At 39.7% G+C, this 16,092-nt stretch carries 24 protein-coding genes; 15 read left to right on the top strand and 9 right to left on the bottom strand.

All coding sequences use genetic code 11. The features are described 5' to 3' along the window. Nucleotides 1–56 precede the first annotated feature (56 nt). From EPX21_RS04910 to EPX21_RS04895, 4 genes are all read left to right on the top strand, one after another. The gene (locus EPX21_RS04910) at nucleotides 57–1,307 is read left to right on the top strand and encodes an AIPR family protein (protein WP_206105998.1); all 1,251 of its coding nucleotides are present in this window, start codon (nucleotides 57–59) and stop codon (nucleotides 1,305–1,307) included. A gap of 305 nt (nucleotides 1,308–1,612) precedes the next feature. Then, nucleotides 1,613–2,860 carry a DNA cytosine methyltransferase gene (locus EPX21_RS04905; RefSeq protein WP_134088549.1) on the top strand — a complete coding sequence of 416 codons (1,248 nt, stop codon included), beginning with the start codon at nucleotides 1,613–1,615 and terminating at the stop codon, nucleotides 2,858–2,860. Continuing rightward, nucleotides 2,844–3,464, top strand: a complete 621-nt coding sequence (locus tag EPX21_RS04900; RefSeq protein WP_134088548.1) for a hypothetical protein — start codon at nucleotides 2,844–2,846, stop codon at nucleotides 3,462–3,464. The genes EPX21_RS04905 and EPX21_RS04900 overlap by 17 nt, the downstream gene beginning before the upstream one ends. 9 nt (nucleotides 3,465–3,473) lie before the next feature. Then, nucleotides 3,474–4,556 (top strand): HpaII family restriction endonuclease, encoded by a 1,083-nt coding sequence (locus EPX21_RS04895; RefSeq protein WP_134088547.1) that lies wholly within the window; start codon nucleotides 3,474–3,476, stop codon nucleotides 4,554–4,556. 198 nt (nucleotides 4,557–4,754) lie between these two features. Here EPX21_RS04895 and EPX21_RS04890 read toward each other — a convergent pair whose 3' ends face one another. Continuing rightward, a complete protein-coding gene (locus EPX21_RS04890) occupies nucleotides 4,755–5,255 on the bottom strand; it encodes a very short patch repair endonuclease (protein WP_134088546.1) in 501 nt (166 codons plus the stop codon). Between the two features lie 119 nt (nucleotides 5,256–5,374). On the opposite strand from EPX21_RS04890, the gene EPX21_RS04885 reads away from it, so the two are divergent. Both EPX21_RS04885 and EPX21_RS23400 read left to right on the top strand, forming a co-directional pair. Beyond that, complete coding sequence (locus EPX21_RS04885; protein ID WP_134088545.1) at nucleotides 5,375–5,650, top strand: hypothetical protein; 276 nt, start codon at nucleotides 5,375–5,377, stop codon at nucleotides 5,648–5,650. A gap of 317 nt (nucleotides 5,651–5,967) precedes the next feature. Then, nucleotides 5,968–6,204: an ORF6N domain-containing protein gene (locus EPX21_RS23400; RefSeq protein WP_370450928.1), complete on the top strand. Its 237-nt coding sequence runs from the start codon at nucleotides 5,968–5,970 to the stop codon at nucleotides 6,202–6,204. Nucleotides 6,205–6,356: 152 nt separating this feature from the next. Here EPX21_RS23400 and EPX21_RS04875 read toward each other — a convergent pair whose 3' ends face one another. Next, nucleotides 6,357–6,608, bottom strand: coding sequence for a hypothetical protein (locus EPX21_RS04875; RefSeq protein WP_134088544.1), 252 nt, complete (start codon nucleotides 6,606–6,608; stop codon nucleotides 6,357–6,359). A gap of 676 nt (nucleotides 6,609–7,284) precedes the next feature. Here EPX21_RS04875 and EPX21_RS23395 point away from each other — a divergent pair. From EPX21_RS23395 to EPX21_RS04850, 5 genes are all read left to right on the top strand, one after another. Then, nucleotides 7,285–7,569: an ORF6N domain-containing protein gene (locus EPX21_RS23395; protein ID WP_206105996.1), complete on the top strand. Its 285-nt coding sequence runs from the start codon at nucleotides 7,285–7,287 to the stop codon at nucleotides 7,567–7,569. Continuing rightward, a complete protein-coding gene (locus EPX21_RS04865; RefSeq protein ID WP_134088543.1) occupies nucleotides 7,569–8,090 on the top strand; it encodes an ORF6N domain-containing protein in 522 nt (173 codons plus the stop codon). The genes EPX21_RS23395 and EPX21_RS04865 overlap by 1 nt, the downstream gene beginning before the upstream one ends. Next, on the top strand, nucleotides 8,062–8,346 hold the full coding sequence (locus tag EPX21_RS23390) for a PLDc N-terminal domain-containing protein (RefSeq protein ID WP_134088542.1): 285 nt from the start codon (nucleotides 8,062–8,064) through the stop codon (nucleotides 8,344–8,346). The genes EPX21_RS04865 and EPX21_RS23390 overlap by 29 nt, the downstream gene beginning before the upstream one ends. Before the next feature lie 140 nt (nucleotides 8,347–8,486). Continuing rightward, entirely contained in the window at nucleotides 8,487–8,636 is a 150-nt protein-coding gene (locus EPX21_RS04855) for an ORF6N domain-containing protein (protein WP_134088541.1), read from the top strand. Between the two features lie 160 nt (nucleotides 8,637–8,796). Continuing rightward, complete coding sequence (locus EPX21_RS04850; RefSeq protein WP_134088540.1) at nucleotides 8,797–9,018, top strand: hypothetical protein; 222 nt, start codon at nucleotides 8,797–8,799, stop codon at nucleotides 9,016–9,018. Nucleotides 9,019–9,338: 320 nt separating this feature from the next. Here the strand turns inward: EPX21_RS04850 and EPX21_RS23385 are convergent, their stop codons facing one another. The 3 genes from EPX21_RS23385 to EPX21_RS04835 form a co-directional block, all read right to left on the bottom strand. After that, a complete protein-coding gene (locus tag EPX21_RS23385) occupies nucleotides 9,339–9,605 on the bottom strand; it encodes a DUF1648 domain-containing protein (protein WP_370450927.1) in 267 nt (88 codons plus the stop codon). 15 nt (nucleotides 9,606–9,620) lie between these two features. Next, entirely contained in the window at nucleotides 9,621–10,643 is a 1,023-nt protein-coding gene (locus tag EPX21_RS04840; protein WP_134088539.1) for an ATP-binding protein, read from the bottom strand. Between the two features lie 101 nt (nucleotides 10,644–10,744). After that, complete coding sequence (locus EPX21_RS04835) at nucleotides 10,745–11,011, bottom strand: helix-turn-helix domain-containing protein (protein WP_134088538.1); 267 nt, start codon at nucleotides 11,009–11,011, stop codon at nucleotides 10,745–10,747. 55 nt (nucleotides 11,012–11,066) lie between these two features. On the opposite strand from EPX21_RS04835, the gene EPX21_RS04830 reads away from it, so the two are divergent. Then, a complete protein-coding gene (locus EPX21_RS04830; protein ID WP_134088537.1) occupies nucleotides 11,067–11,903 on the top strand; it encodes a hypothetical protein in 837 nt (278 codons plus the stop codon). A 236-nt stretch (nucleotides 11,904–12,139) separates the two neighbouring features. On the opposite strand, the gene EPX21_RS04825 is transcribed toward EPX21_RS04830, so the two are convergent. Continuing rightward, nucleotides 12,140–12,448 (bottom strand): hypothetical protein, encoded by a 309-nt coding sequence (locus EPX21_RS04825; protein ID WP_134088536.1) that lies wholly within the window; start codon nucleotides 12,446–12,448, stop codon nucleotides 12,140–12,142. A gap of 100 nt (nucleotides 12,449–12,548) precedes the next feature. Between EPX21_RS04825 and EPX21_RS04820 the strand changes: the two genes are divergently transcribed. Continuing rightward, the gene (locus EPX21_RS04820; protein WP_134088535.1) at nucleotides 12,549–13,049 is read left to right on the top strand and encodes an HpaII family restriction endonuclease; all 501 of its coding nucleotides are present in this window, start codon (nucleotides 12,549–12,551) and stop codon (nucleotides 13,047–13,049) included. Nucleotides 13,050–13,170: 121 nt separating this feature from the next. Here the strand turns inward: EPX21_RS04820 and EPX21_RS04815 are convergent, their stop codons facing one another. Then, entirely contained in the window at nucleotides 13,171–13,653 is a 483-nt protein-coding gene (locus EPX21_RS04815; RefSeq protein ID WP_134088534.1) for a hypothetical protein, read from the bottom strand. Between the two features lie 445 nt (nucleotides 13,654–14,098). Here EPX21_RS04815 and EPX21_RS04810 point away from each other — a divergent pair, with 445 nt between their 5' ends. Together EPX21_RS04810 and EPX21_RS04805 are read left to right on the top strand one after the other, a co-directional pair. Further along, the gene (locus tag EPX21_RS04810; protein ID WP_134088533.1) at nucleotides 14,099–14,683 is read left to right on the top strand and encodes a sigma-70 family RNA polymerase sigma factor; all 585 of its coding nucleotides are present in this window, start codon (nucleotides 14,099–14,101) and stop codon (nucleotides 14,681–14,683) included. A gap of 12 nt (nucleotides 14,684–14,695) precedes the next feature. Continuing rightward, entirely contained in the window at nucleotides 14,696–14,983 is a 288-nt protein-coding gene (locus EPX21_RS04805) for a hypothetical protein (protein ID WP_134088532.1), read from the top strand. 45 nt (nucleotides 14,984–15,028) lie between these two features. Here the strand turns inward: EPX21_RS04805 and EPX21_RS04800 are convergent, their stop codons facing one another. Beyond that, the gene (locus tag EPX21_RS04800; RefSeq protein ID WP_134088531.1) at nucleotides 15,029–15,241 is read right to left on the bottom strand and encodes a hypothetical protein; all 213 of its coding nucleotides are present in this window, start codon (nucleotides 15,239–15,241) and stop codon (nucleotides 15,029–15,031) included. Nucleotides 15,242–15,617: 376 nt separating this feature from the next. Then, complete coding sequence (gene msrB, locus EPX21_RS23380; RefSeq protein ID WP_255502004.1) at nucleotides 15,618–16,037, bottom strand: peptide-methionine (R)-S-oxide reductase MsrB; 420 nt, start codon at nucleotides 16,035–16,037, stop codon at nucleotides 15,618–15,620. Between the last annotated feature and the right edge of the window lie 55 nt (nucleotides 16,038–16,092).

Raw genomic sequence — 16,092 nt, 5'->3', positions numbered from 1 at the left:
TGTAGTGCTGTGCACTCTTGTTGCCAAAAACGGTGCAGTCTTAATTGCCAAAAACTGTGCATTGTTATTTCCCGATTACAAACAGGGAGGAAATTGAGTTCATTGGCAAGGAAATCCTCGAAAATCAATATATTTCAGATAGCAAAGACATTAAAGTCCAATCTGAGGCGACTTTCGATATCTCAGCAACAGAGACGACCTCCTATTTCGTTGACTCGGAAACAGAAACCTATATCGCCCCAATAAAGGCAATTGAATTAGTTAAGTTAGAAGGAATTGACGATCAATCAATATTCGACTATAATGTCAGGGGCTCATTAGGGAACACCAAGATTAACAGAGGGATCGTAAACAGCATTAGAGACAAATCGTTACACAAAAAGTTTCCATTATTTCATAACGGGATAACAATTGTTTCTGACGAAGTTGAAAAGAGCGACGACAAGTTAACTTTAAGGAAATTTTATGTCGTTAACGGTTGCCAAAGTCTCACTTCCCTTTATAGAAACCAAAAACACCTTACTGATAACCTAAAAATACTGACTAAGGTCATAAAGGTACCTATCGATTCTCCGCTATGTTCTCAAATAACAGAATATTCAAACAGCCAAAACGGTGTTAAACCAAGGGACTTTAAGTCCTACAATCAAATTCAAATAAGACTTCAAAATGAAATCAAACAAAAATTTGCTAACGACTATTTCTATGAGATAAAACGCGGTGAGACAAACTTGGGAGGCAAAGAAGTAATTTCAAACGAGATGTCTGGAATTTATTTAATGTCTTTTGATTTACAAGAGCCATGGAATACACATAGAAAGTATCAGGTATTTGAAGACGCGTACAACAAACTGTTTGCACGACCAGAAGTAAATGCAGAACGAATAGTATTCCTGCATATCCTTAGTAATTTAATAATTGAAAAGATCAATGATCTAGACAACCAGTTAATTGCACGATACGCGCTAACTAGATATTCAATCATGTTTATGATTCGCGGAATATTGGAAAAAGACGTGGTAGGAAATAGGCTCATTCAAGACCCCACCGATTTTGTTCGCAGCTCCGAACGAATAAGTGAATTAAAAAAGGTATTGTCCATCGTTATAAATGACATAATTATTGACCTGAATGCTGAATTGAATGACTTAGGTGAAGATTTCGACTACAAATCAAATCTGAGAAATGAAACTTGGGTAAAAGAATTAAATAGAAGCATCTCTACAAATTATCAAAAACAAGTTGACAGAAAAAGAATTCCATCGTTCAAAGAAGAATGGGAAAAAGCAGTCGCCAGTCTCGCATAGATAGTGCATCATGGTAGTACGATAATTAGTAAAAACCAATTAAAAATTGCTTAAGCTCTCAAGTTTACTCGATAATTGGCCGATTTCCCCCTCTATACCACATCTGAAAAGATTATTTATTCTGATGTATTTTAGAGATTTTTTTCAACATCAGTATTATATATCAACAACCCTTCTTCTATCAAAAGAAACTTCCTATTTTTATCGGGGAAGGCTATAACATTTTTTAAATAAACTAATTTTTTTAGCATATTTGCGCTGTTAAAATATTTTCACCTATTTGAACGGTTAACATCGAAATACTTATGAAAGTCAATTATTCAGACTTTAGGAAACATCTTAATATCGAAAAAATGAATGGATCTGCCGAAAACGTGGCCATTCTAACCCATTATCTGCAGAATTTCATATTGGAAGGTACAACCGAGTATGCGGGAAGAGCCATCTCTTACTATCAGGAAATCCAACAGAGAAACGCAAAAATCCAGGCTATTCCGTTACAGAAACTGATTCCGCTTAAATGGGACATACCTTTCCCCTCTCCTGACGAACCGAAATTTACCTTCATAGACCTCTTCGCCGGTATTGGAGGGTTTCGGCTGGCATTTCAGAATCTGGGAGGTAAATGCGTCTTTACTAGCGAATGGGACGAAAGCGCAAAAAGGACTTATGAATTTAATTTTGGAGAAGTGCCTTTTGGTGATATCACGAAAGAATCAACCAAAAGCTTCATTCCAAAACGTTTTGATGTTTTATGTGCTGGGTTCCCTTGTCAGGCGTTTTCCATTGCTGGAAAAAGAGGTGGATTTGAAGATACACGTGGAACGCTTTTTTTTGATGTCGCTGAAATTATTAAGCGTCATCAGCCTAAAGCCTTCTTCCTCGAAAATGTAAAAGGGCTTAGAAACCATGACAAAGGAAGAACTTTAAATACAATATTAAACGTATTAAGAAACGATCTAAACTATTTTGTGCCAGATCCCGAGATTATCAACGCCAAAGATTTCGGAGTCCCACAGAACAGGGAACGTATTTTTATCATCGGTTACCATAAAGATTTGGAAATTGATCAGTTTGAATATCCTGAACCATTGGACGAACAGGTCGCGATCGAAGATATTATTGAAAAGGAGGAGGTCTCCGTAAAATACTACTTATCAACTCAATACTTAAAAACCTTAAAAGAGCATAAAGCGAGACACGAAAGCAAAGGCAATGGATTCGGATTTGAGATAATACCAAATGATAGTATTGCTAATGCCGTTGTATGTGGCGGTATGGGCAGAGAGCGAAATCTGATAATTGATCAACGGCTTAGCAACTTTACCCCTGTTACCAAAATAAAAGGAGAAGTAAACCGTGAAGGAATAAGGAAAATGACTCCCCGTGAGTGGGCCCGTCTGCAAGGTTTCCCAGACACGTACAGGATTTGTGTATCGGACGTCCAAGCCTATAAACAATTCGGGAACTCGGTTGCCGTACCAGCCATTCAAGCTACTGCAAAAAAATTGTTGGAAAAACTAAATATTCGCCAAGATGTCAACGCTGAATAAACTAGGTATAGCAACAAAAGGGACTTCAAAAGCTGCAAAGCTTTTTGAGCAATTAATGCCTGATTTTAAAAACATTAGCTATAATAATCCATCAGAGTATATTACTTCCTTATGGGAGGCGTACAAGGCTTACAAGCCTTATAACAGGGATTTAAATGGCAGATTTTTTGAACTTATCCTTACTACTTTGCTCATCAGAGAAAATCTTTTGCCGATATATCTAAGTGCCTACGTCGCTTTCGTTCCAAATATTAAATACGACTTAATGTTGTTCACCAAAGAGAGAGGACCGATCTGCCTAAGTTCAAAAACTAGTTTAAGAGAACGGTATAAACAAGCCGACCTAGAGGCTGTAGCCCTTAAATACGTTCATAGGAAAGCGCTCAGTTATCTTTTAACCTTAGACCCTGGGGAAGCCTCTAAAAATAAAGCGCGTATAAAATCTGGAGATATAATAGGGCTGGATGACGTCATACTCGCCACATCAGCCGAATTCGATGACTTAATTAAAGATTTAAAACAATTTGAGCCAATTGAACCCCCGACGGTTAAGGTGATTACCTCATCCCAGATTATAAGCGAAGAAAAAGTAAAAAAAATCTAAGCCCTTAATATGTCATTATCAGGAAACAAAGGTGAATGGAGCGAACTATACGCGCTATTTAAGCTACTAGCTGACGGAAACTTATATGTTGGAGATAAAGATTTAAATCGAATTGAAGATCTCTTCTATCCGATCGTTAAAATTCTTCGCTCTGAACGATCAGGGGAGTATCAATATATTCGAGACATTGCCCACATTTTAATATCCGACGGTTCGAAAGATGAACCGATCACTATTCCTATTACAGAATTCGAAACTCAGGCAAACAGACTTTTGAGTAAAATAAAAGCTGAAAGAGGAACTTTTATATATCCAGAGCTCGACGGTTTTTTAGAACGTATCAATTGTAAATCGATAAAAGCAAAGTCTTCAAAGAAAACAGACATACACGTTGTAATATATGATACAAATGTATCAAGGCAGTCCGATTTAGGGTTTAGCATCAAGTCTCAACTTGGCGGAGATTCGACATTGTTAAATGCTGGCCGCACAACAAATTTCATATATAGAATAAATGGAGTAGCATTTACAGAAACAAAGATTGATGAAATAAATGCCATCGATTCAAAAAGTAAAATTCGGGATCGTATATCTGCTATTCAAATTGCAGGCGGCCAATTCGAATACATCGGAATGGAAAACGACATCTTTGAAGGCAATCTTAAAATGATTGAAAGCTTTCTTCCGAATATTTTAGCCGACTTTCTTCTAAATTTTAATTGTGGGATAGCCAGTTCAATCGATGTGCTGACAAGTAATATAACAGAATCAAATCCGCTTAAATTTAAATCGAGACACCCACATGAATTTTATGCCTATAAGATTAACCGCTTTCTTACTGACATCGCTTTAGGAATGATGCCAAACACTGTTTGGGATGGAAAATACGACGCTACTGGCGGATATCTGGTTGTAAAAAAGGATGGAGAGATCGTCTGTTATCACATTTATAAGAAGAATGAATTCGAAGATTATCTTTTTTACAATACTAAATTGGAAACGGCTAGCAGTTCTAGACACGGGTTTGGCGTTATATACAAAGACGGCGGCGAGTATTTTTTTAAACTAAACCTCCAAATAAGGTTTAAGTAGCCCACTTAAAAACAGAGTCCACAAAGTCGTGGATCCGCCCTTCTAGACTAGCACCCTATGGTAAGCGGCCCTTTTTTCATCTTTTTGGAAGTGATTGATTTAAAGTATATAAGCAATAGCTATTAAGGCCGCCTCATTTAACTGTTCTGCAATTTTCCATCGAGAACGCAAAAATCATACAATAGGTAAAGCTTAACATCAATCTTCGGAAAGCGGAATTTTTATCTCTCTAGCGCTCTCCACATACAGCATCACCTGGTTCACTACCCGTGGCAAGTTCCTCTTCACTTCTTGCGACCAAAAACGAAATACGGTATAGCCCATTACTTGCAGATGCTCCTGATTAATTCGATCAAGCTGCATATTCCGTTCTATCTTGGGTATCCAGAACGCTTTATTGCTTTTTATCTGATGTTTATTCTTCTCCCAGTTGTAACCATGCCAAAACTCCCCATCGATAAAAACAGCCAGCTTGTATTTCTTAATCACAATATCCGGCTTGCCCGGCAATGTTTTATCGTGCAACCTAAAACGCAAGTTTTCTGCCCACAAAGCCCTACGCAGCATCAACTCCGGTTTGGAGTCCTTCCCTTTTATGCGCGACATATTGTAGCTCCGCTGCTTGGTTGTATAAAACCCAGCACTTGCCTCAAAGCGCGGTACTTTGATAGGGTCTTCGCCTGTTGGGTAAGTTGCCATGTAATATTAACGGCTAATTTAAGGCTTTGGTTTGAGCTTTTAAAACCTTAAAATCCAACACTAAGTTTGCGTAAAACTAATTTATTTAGTATTTTAGTCTATCTCAAATAAGAAAGCAGATGAACTTACCTAAACTTAAAGTAGGTGATATGGTAAAGTACCATACGCCTTATCCAAGAGAAAATCCAAACGATCTTTATATTGTATTGGAAGCACATTATGATGTGGAAAGGCCGAGAGCCAAATTGTTAGCCTATGCACCGGATTTCAATTTCGCGTTAACCTACGTACGATTTATAGAGGAGCTCGAATTAGCAGATGTTATTAGCGTATCAACAACCGAGATCGAACAGTTTATGAAAGAAAAGGCTTACAAGACGGCCTATAAATTATGAATGAAGTAATTAAAGTTTCAAGAGTAGGCAATAAAGGAAGAAGTAATCACTGCATGATAACGCCTTAATCATCGCTGAAAAAGTGGTACTGAATCGTCACAGTTTGTGACTGGTTTGAGAAGCTAAACCATGCGATCGCGACAGCTAATGCATTAAGGTATCGCAAATTGCGATACCTTAATGCATTAGAGTTTTAACATCATAAATTTTGATCTCCAATAAAAAAGCCATGGCTAAACAGCAGAAAGAAATAATTGTGCCCGACGGGATACTAGCGGAAAGAATATATCGCCTAAGAGACCAGAATGTTATGTTGAATAGAGATTTGGCAGATTTATGGGGTCGAAGCAATAAGACTAAGAGAGCAGGTGCGTAGAAACATAGAGAAATTCCCTAGTCATTTCATGTTTCAACTCAATGATGCAGAGGTTGATATCATGGTATCGCAAAATGCGATACCTTCTCGACAGTACTTAGGGGAGCACTGCCTTACGCATTTACAGAACATGGTGTGCTTATTCTTTCCAATGTACTTAAAAGCGACTTGGCGATAAAAATGATAATAGAAATATTTGTGCGGCTTCGAAAGAGCCTTAGATATGGCGTTATAACTAGCAACGGTTATTTTAAACAAACCTGGCGTTGACGATTTGAATATTTTGAATCCCCGGCGGTCGCCGGGGACGTAAATTGGAACGTGGCCTTGTTAGATTAGCTCTCTGCCACTGAAGAGATCTTTTAAGAGTAATAACCTTTCTGCATCATCGCTACTGGTACAATAGTCGTCATCTCTTAGTAGGTAGTCGGTGTAATGCCTGTGGATGAAATCCATCGCTCGGGCTATAAAATCAGGAGCGATAGCACCTGCTTCCATATTTTTAATAAAATGTGCTGTAATAGCCCGCTGTTCGGTATCTAGCTTTTCTATTAAGCTAGCCATTTCTTCGGTAGTACTCATTTTTAAAAAAGTTAATAATCTACAAACATAATCAACTGCAACACTCCCCAAAAAGTCGGGATGTATAAAAAGCGAAAATTCGGCGGTTAAAAACCATAAGATGGAAAAGTCGCTTAATCAGCGGCGCTACCTACCCGAGTTCCTCCCGCTAAGCCCACGCTAATATCATTTCAGACAAAGGCAACGATTTATACCCGGGGCAATTGGTACCGCAGCACTTACTTTTGCATCCTGAATTCTTTGCTTTGACACACCTGCTAATCTTCCACCGCGGAAAACTGAAATAAGCAGCTTGGGTTTAAACAGTTATGATATGGGACAAGTTCAGCCTTATCCATTCCTTCTTCGATAAAAGCAGTTCTGGTGCCGCATAGTGGGCATATCGTAGGTTGATCTGACTAGGGGTAAATCTCATTCATGAACAAAGTATGACTCAGGCTTTTTGCTTTTTTACGCTGCTCAAAAACTCTTTTAGGCTTCTTTTCGTAGTTGGCGCTTATTCTGTTTTTTTGGACTGCACTTTTAATAGAAACCCCGCCGCAACGCCTCTTAAATTATTTTTTTGTTATGTCGCTTAATCAAAAAAATTCTACATAATCTGGAAATGGTTGAATTTTCAATAAAACGCGCAAAAGTGAGTAAAATCATTTGGCACGTATGCTTGTAAAGCTTATCTTTGAGACAAGTACGGAGAAATCTGGTGCGTTTTCCATCTCATTTTATGTTTGAACTCTCCCGGGAAGAATATCAAGAAATTATAAGATCGCAAAATGCGACCTTAGAACAAGGTGCTTATTCCAGATACTTGCCTTTTGCTTTTACTGAACACGGCTTGTTGATGCTCTCTAATGTTTTAAAAAGCGAGCGAGCAATCTCAATGACCATTCGCATCATCGACGTCTTTGTAAAGATGAGAGAAATGCTTGCAAATCATACTGAACTATACGGAATCAGAAGGTGATGCTGGATAGAGATTTAGCGGAGCTTTATGGTGTAGAAACAAAAGTTCTTAAACAAGCTGTTAAAAGAAACATAGATAGATTCCCCGAAGATTTTATGTTTGAGCTGGAAAAGAAGGAGTTTGAGGTTTTGAGATCACAAATTGTGACCTCAAAAGATGGTCGAGGCGGAACACGCTATTTACCAATGGCCTTTACAGAACAGGGCGTTGCTATGTTGTCCAGTGTATTAAATAGTGATAGAGCAATTAGGGTGAATATTCAGATCATCAGAGTCTTCACCAAAATCAGACAGGTATTAGCCGACACTACAGACCTCCGGCTAGAAATTGAGTATATCAAGAATACGTTGGAAAAACAAAGCCACTGTCACCGTAACTGGAGCAATTTAGAAGGAGTCAACAATCTGGATAATATGTCATGCCTCCTCTGGAAAATTGAGAACGGCAAAATCGTAGAGGTTTATAATTTCCCAGAAGACCAGCATAAGGTGGATGCATTTTTTGGGGCGGTTTATAGATAATAGATTATACAAAACAACGCTAATGACACTAAATTTTCTAAACATCGGCATTTCAGAAATGTTAACGCTCTTATTTGTAGCTCCTGTGATGGCGGTCGGCATTTACGCCCTATACCAGTGCATAACTAATCCGCAGCTTACAACCACACAGCGCATTGTCTGGCTTATTATTATTCTTTCGGTACCGTTGTTTGGATGTGTTGGGTACCTTTTAGCGAATAAGACTAATAAAAATAATGGTGCGATAAAAAAATAGCATTCTTTCTACCTCTCTACAGGTAAATACTTGATCTATGTACTAAAACGACGGAGAATTGATATTGATAAACTAAACCTAACCATATATGACCAAAACCATCACCAAACGAACGCTTAATCATCCCTGAAGAAGTGGTGATGAATCAGATATATTACATTCGGGATCAGAAGGTAATGTTGGGTAGAGATTTGGCAGATTTATATGGGGGTAAAGCAATAAGACTAAGAGAGCAAGTGCGTAGAAACATAGAGAAATTCCCTAGCGAAGAGACTTTGAAAATGCTGTAGACGAAGCAACACGGTTTGCGAAAAATGTGTTTAATCATTTTGCTGACGTCAGCAAAATGATCACAACAGAAGAAAGAAGCAACGTACTAACCGAATCAGTATGATGTATGGTCTGGGGAATAAACTTTTAAAAAAATTGTCATCATTAAAAAACTAAGCTATGATTTCACTCGGATTTTTATTTATGTATCTCGTATGGGCAGGATTTATTGCCATCGTGCTTTATGGTTTATATAAAGTTTTATCGGCACTGTTAGATCGGTACCTAGAAGCCAAACGGGATCATATCGCTGCACTTAGAGAACAAAACACAGCCTTGAAAGAAATCGCCACAGCTTTACAAGCAAATGGAGGTGGTAATTCTACGACAGAAGTGAATTGATGAGACTGTTATTGTTATCGAACTACGCTTAACAAATTATTTTGAAAGTACATTCCAATGGTGCTGAATATTAGATTTTTGAGACAAAAAAATTCACAAGTCTATTAGCGGAGATTAACTTTAATCAGCGCGATTACAGTCAGATAAATAGACCTTTTTTTCATAACGTTACTTTTTTGATTTGTTAGTAAATAGGTAATAGAATACAGGTATCATAAACATACAAGGTAGTACTACGAGCGTCCAGTTCGCTCCTTGATTGGCTAAGGTTTCCGAGTTGAGAACACTGAGCGCACTGATCAATAGAAATGCTGCCACCACTAGGATTTTAAGGATTCTGACCATATTCGCTCCCTCCGATATTGAAATTCTGCATTATCTACGGTAATTTCTTCCAAGTAATTGAAATATTGAGGGAAATAACTTAGCAGCGTTAAAAACAAGTACAGGATGGTAGCATAAATTGGTAATGCCGTTAAAGCCCCTTTTCCTCCGAAGTCGTCAGGGTTACCTGCTACATCAAAGTGCGTCGGAACATCTCCGATAATCCTTGCTTTAAAATAAAGAACAAATATCCAATAAGCTATGATACGATGGCCTTTCTATTCCTTCAATATCTTCCAATAACCACCCTTCATCCCTTCCCTTTGAATATACCCCTTATCTTTAAGAGCATCCAAAAGCTTCTGTACAGCCGATTCATTGATATGAAGTTGTGCTGCGATCTCTTTCCTTCCAATAGTATTGCGATTTTTAAGCATCGAAAAGACCTCTTCTTGCCTACTTGTTAATGGTTCTGTTTGACCACCTTTCTGACCACCTTTCTGACCACCTTTCTGACCACCGTGAATCTCTCTTGCAGACAACCAAAATTCTACTTTTGTGAAGTTAGTACCCTGTTCAAAAATTGGAGCGGTGCCGGTATAGTGTTTCCAGCCTTCTTCCATTTTATCAAATCCGTATCCGGCATTTTCAGCTAGATTGACTACTCGAAACAGTTTCGCCAAAATAGGGTTTCTTGGCAATGACATATCTCCACTACGGATCATCTCCAAGTCTTGGGGTAATGCACCTGCGTTAAGAAATTCTATACGGTTTTTAAAAACCCTAATTCTGGATTTCATCTGACTGAAATAATCGGCGTGCATTAGCATATTAACCAACGCCTCTCTTAGGGCACTTAACTGTGGCTGATCTTCTCTGCCAAACCCTTCACTATCCATCTGAAATGGAAGATCAACAGCGTTGTGCAAACGCCGCATAATAACAAAAAAATATTGCCACAAGTTCTCTTGCTCATCTAATCTATAGGAATATAGCACCGATGAATCACTATAACTGGTACCGGGAATTTCCAAATAATCGATCCGAAAATCTGGAACGGCTTTTTGTATGGCATCATTACTGCCTAAAAAGAATAACCCTGAATAAGTAAGATTTCCGTTATCTGTGATTCTCACTTTCTGCAGGAAAATATCTTCACTCAATTTATTATATGGATGGGTGGGGTCAATTCTACTTAAGTAGGATCTGAACTCTTTAACCGATGTCATATCTAAATCAGCGAGAGTAAATTCCTTTGCGCTTTCAGATGATCGGGTTCCGAAAGCTTGATCGCGATACATCGCATCTACCTCTTCTTTACTCGCACGTTGACCGCCACTGGCTGTCCGTAAAAATGTGTTGGCAGGATGGTTGTATCGTGCAGGCTTTTACTTATGATGACCTATAGCCTATTTCTTTTCTCTAAGACACGTATAACAGATAAATCAGGCCGCTCCAGCTCGTACGAATCAATTTTATCTAAAAATTCATAGATATCTAAACTGTAGAACCGACAGAGACGGACCATCATAATGAAACTTATCTCACGCTGGTCGCGCTCAATTTTTAGGTAGGTTGACACCGTGGTTCCTGCACCATCTGACGCTTCTGTAGCGCTAAGCCCCCGCTCTGTACGTAGTGCTTTTAAAGCATTACCAATTGTTCCCATCGGACGAATTTAAAAAACTAAACCGCTAAACACAAAAATAGCATACATTTGAACTATGGTAATTGATCCGAACGACTTGAGTGAATTTGATAACACACCTGATGAGAATTTATTAGGCCTTTCTTATCGCGATGTGCTGGCGCTGAGTCTGTTTCCTTTTGCGCCCACCTCTCCACTAAAAATCAGAACTTATATACCGGACGAAGTACTGGACAAGCTACCTTTCTTTCGGCTCTGCGAAGAACTGCTGATGGTAATTGACCGTGAAAATTCCCTTAAACTCACACCAAAAGGTAACCTTCCTTTGAAGTTCGTTAGCGAGCTCTATGAAAATGGGAATGTTCCGGATGAAGCCATAGAACTGGGCATAAGTAAGAGTTTTAGGGAAAGCGATATCATATCGATTTACGCGGCACGGCAGGTTTGCACCTTGGCAGGCCTTATTAAAAAAAGATCCAATGCCCTAAGTCTTACCAATCGGGGCAAAAAGTTACGATCCGACCGAAGTGCGCTTCTCGCACTCATTCTTTACGCCCACGTATGGGATTTCGATACTTGGCAATTTGATGCCTATCCTGATCGCGCCACTGGAGGTGCGGGAAATCACATCATCTGGTACATGCTGCTTAAATACGGACAGGAAGAAAGACCTACCCTCTTTTATGCAGATAATTACCTGCAATTTTTCCCCGAACTGATCGATGCTTTCGGAAATGTTTATGCTACCCCGATCGAACAGTTTCTGGGATGCTTCGAGACACGGGTCTTTTTCCGTTTTAACGACTGGTGGGGATTTACAGAAACAAAAAATAACAGATACCCTGAAGCCAATACAACGAAAGCTACATCATTCTTGTCCGCTGTTTTGGAGTTTGTCCGAAATGTCTCTTAAAACGTTTTCGTGTCCGGCTCTCTCTTTTTACGTCCTGAATTCTTTGCTTTGACACACCTTTTAATCTTCCACCACGGTAAACCGAAATAAGCAGCTCAGGTTTAAACAGCTATGATACTGGATAAGTTTAGTGTTATCAACTTCTTCTTCGGTAAAAGCAGTTCTGCTGCCGCATAATGGACATACCGTAGGTTGATCTGACAGGACATATAACTCTTTCATGAACAAAGTATAAATTAGGCTTTTTGCTTTTTCAAACTGCTCAAAAACTCTTTTAGGGTTCTTTTCGCCGTTGGCGCTTCCTCGGTTTCTTCCAACGATACAAATTCATGCCAGCTATGGTCGTACGCATCGTCCCAATCTGGAAAATGTAAATCCGGCACTTCCAGCTCATGGGCATAGAAATACATATCGTCAATCAAGTTGGCTTCTAATCTATCGATAGCTTCGATTAAGCTAATATTGTCTGGATTCGGCATAATCACTTCGCCGTGGTTCTTACAGTTCCCCGCATCGCGGTACATGTAATTGAATATTACTTGCATGAGGATATAGGTGTTGGTTTGGGAACAAAGGTAAGAAAAGTGTTGCCACTCCCTGAAGTGCAATTCGCCGGTCTTTTTTCTAGCTAAACCATAAAATACCATGATGACTACAGGTAACACGATTCCATTCTACGAGCCTTTAAAACGAATGACCACGCAGGCTGATCGAAACAACTTAAATGCCGTCTGTCTGCTGGAAATCAACGCTCCTTATTTCTTGCGATTTGGTGATTACAATGAGCTATTGTCTCTTAATCTGCAGCTATTGGATAGTTGCCTGCATACGATGTATCTGGAGGCATTAAAGATAAGCCAGCAACACAAGCGTTATTGCTTAAAAGAAGTGGCGGAACAGCTTGCAAAACGAAACCCCTTGAACTATGAACCGCATCTGGTTCCGAAAATTTATGAAGACCGCGTCAAACGTTTACTTACAGCTTCTCTGCTGGGCATGAATAATGAAGACGTATGGGATGGCCGTAACTGCATGCAAATAGGTGAATACATAAGCGCTCATTTACCTAATGGAACATGCATCATTGAGCCGTATAACTGGCATAACGCTATTGATTTACTGTTGGATTATAGCTTTTTGAGGTAAAATAATGCATCAAGGTGGCCTGCATCGTCAATTAAACGTGTGATATATTTTCGGGAAATCAGCTAGAATACTGTAGTGCGTATCGAATTGATCCGCCCTATAACGGCGATCGATCAGAAAATCAGAAAAGATAAGTCAGCCGCGGCACAAGATAACGATAGCCGACATTTCTGAACGAAAACTCAAATGCCCAATGCTCGGCGAAACGATATGCTGCCCCTATTCCGGTAATCAGGTGGTTTTTGTACCCATTGAAACCGAACGCCCCTCCTGTCTCGGCGCCGAGATAGAACCGAGGTAACATCTTCAGGCGGATCGCTAGGCTCAAAGGCACATATCCCACCGCTTCTTTATACTCATCAGTCGTAATACTGAAAGCTGCTCCGGTAGTAAATCGTAAACCCCAGATCCTTTCTTCCGGTAGCCATTCAAAGTTCAGCATGGTTCCGATTCCGAAGTTTTCGCTCTCCCGGACCGGTATCAGGTACTCAAGGGACAACGAGGGACGGATTCCCGGTTGGGCATAGAGCGTTATGGGAAGAAAAAAAAGAACCAGGATCCCATAGCAGGGGCGTAAAATTTTATGAAAAGCCTTTAATGCCATGTGCTTGCGCAGATGATGGGTTAAATAAATCTGCCTAATCTAGCCATAGCGAAAAGATATTACAAGTATCGGCCAAAATTTAACAAAAAATTAATGCAATAAGCCAGATGAGCACCTTTAAACGTACGGCAAAAAGGTTCATTCATTTCCATTGTGGCGATCTGACGTGGAGGAAGGCTAAAAGGAAGTAAAGTAGGTGTTATCGAGTTATGTTCGCTAATCACCCTATCGCAAATACATGCTTAGGCATATTCTATATTCTAACAAAGTGCTTAAGGCCTGATACTTGTAAAAAGGCACTATTACCGGCAACATACACGCATTAATTCAGGTGATGCGCTTCAATTCTTAAGTCATCACCAATAATTCTTTCTAAATTGCTTCGGTTAAAAAAATTAAGAAAGTTGTAAGGCATCTTGTGTGAATCCGACCAACAACCATAGCGATGAAAATTGAAGAACCAAAATCACACGATTTAACCCCGCGTCTCTGGGTGGACAAGTATGCGGATTATCTTTACGGCTATGCTTGTGTTCGCATAGATGATAAAGAGCTAGCAAGAGATCTCGTGCAGGAAACCTTTCTTGCCGCATTGGAAGGCATTGAAAAGTTTGACGGACGCAGCTCCGAAAAGACTTGGCTTACGGCCATTCTTAAAAATAAAATTTTCGACGTTTACCGAAAAAAATCCTCTCGCCAAAACAAGCAAGCGACCGAACAAATTACCACGACAGAAGGAGACGAGTTTTTTGATGACGATAGCGGTCATTGGAAAGAGGTGCATTATCCTACTTCTTTTGGTATAGAAGAGCCGGATGCATTGGAAAACAAGGAGTTTCAGCAGGTGCTGAAGTCGTGTATAAAAAAGCTTCCGCCACTTTGGGAATCGGTATTCACGATGAAGCATATCGATGACGAGTCCAGTGAAGCCATTTGCACCGAGTTAAAGCTTACCGCGTCAAATTTTTGGGTAATCATTCATCGCGCGAAAGTGAACTTGAGGGCGTGCCTTCAAAGAAATTGGATTTAAAAAAGAACGGTTATGGAAAAATTAAATAATGACAAGGTGAGGAAGATTCTCAATGATTGTAGAAAGGCAACTTTTCTCGTGGAGAAACAGCAATCCGAAAAAATTACAGCGGAAGAGGAAATCGAGTTACAGCTTCACTTAAAAGGATGTGACATGTGCAGGATTTTTATGAAGCAAAGCGCCTTGATCAATCAGTTCGCGAAAAAGTTAGTTGGATCTGCCTACAATGAATTGAGGTTGGAAGATGGATTCAAAGAACAGCTTCAAAAACGGATTGACAAAAAAATGGACACACAATAGCTAATCGCTGTGGCCATTTCGCTATTGCTGCATCCATTAAATAAATTACATATTATTTGTTAGTAGACTTTCAGCTTTTTGAACAAGTCGCTTGTATAAGGACTTGCTAAATCTTACGTAGGTTTGTATTTTATTATCATATCCTACCCATTGTTGTACATTTCCGTAAGCGCAAGTGGGCGCTCCTTGTGTATGACCCGACACCACGGTATAGCGCTCCGGATTTTGCTCATATATTGCTGCCGTAATCTTATCCATCTTTTTTTATTTTGGTAAATTAATTGCCCTTTGTTATATAAGCGATTTCTTTGTGCTGACTGGCTGCAAGTGCTTCGCCGGCTGTCTATAGCGAGGCTCCCAACAATACAACGTCTTTAAGAAGAAATTGTCCCGGCGAACCGGATATCAAAGGTACTGCGTAAACTTCAAATGCCGATCCAGATCAAAACTACGACTAACCCGTATCGGGTGGAGAATGTTCCGGACTTAAGGAAAATGTTGTTGTTTTCATTTTAAATTATTTAAGTTTCACCTATTTACTAGGATGACCAATAAAACCCTTACAGAAAAAATAAAAAAGGGACACAACTTTATTCGCAGTGCCCCCTTGCCATTATAAATCTAAGGGACAATGTTACTTTTTGTCCAGCAACGGCAGGTATTTTTCGTACCCCTGTGCTTTCATTTCTTCTTTTGATATAAAGCGCAGGGATGCGCTGTTGATACAATACCTAAGCCCACCTTTGTCCTCCGGACCGTCATCAAAGACATGCCCGAGATGGGAATCGCCTGTTTTGCTGCGCACTTCTGTCCGATACATACCGAAGGATTTATCAAGATGTTCGTTGATCAGACTGTCATCGATGGGCTTCGAAAAGCTTGGCCATCCGCAGTCCGATTCGAATTTGTCGGTCGAAACAAAGAGCGGTTCACCGGTGGTGATATCGACGTAAATACCTTCACGGAACTCATCCCAATATTCGTTGTTAAAAGCCCTTTCCGTAGCGTTATTTTGTGTCACGTCAAATTGCAGCGGACTTAATTCTTTTTTCAATGTCTGCTGATCGGGCCGTTGGTACACCTTTTCTGCGGGTGGATTGGCTTTTCTC

It is taken from the genome of Olivibacter sp. XZL3, from assembly GCF_004368405.1.
Taxonomy (GTDB): Bacteria; Bacteroidota; Bacteroidia; order Sphingobacteriales; family Sphingobacteriaceae; genus Olivibacter.
Note: the sequence above shows the minus strand (reverse complement) of the source record. Positions and strands in the feature narration are given on the sequence as shown.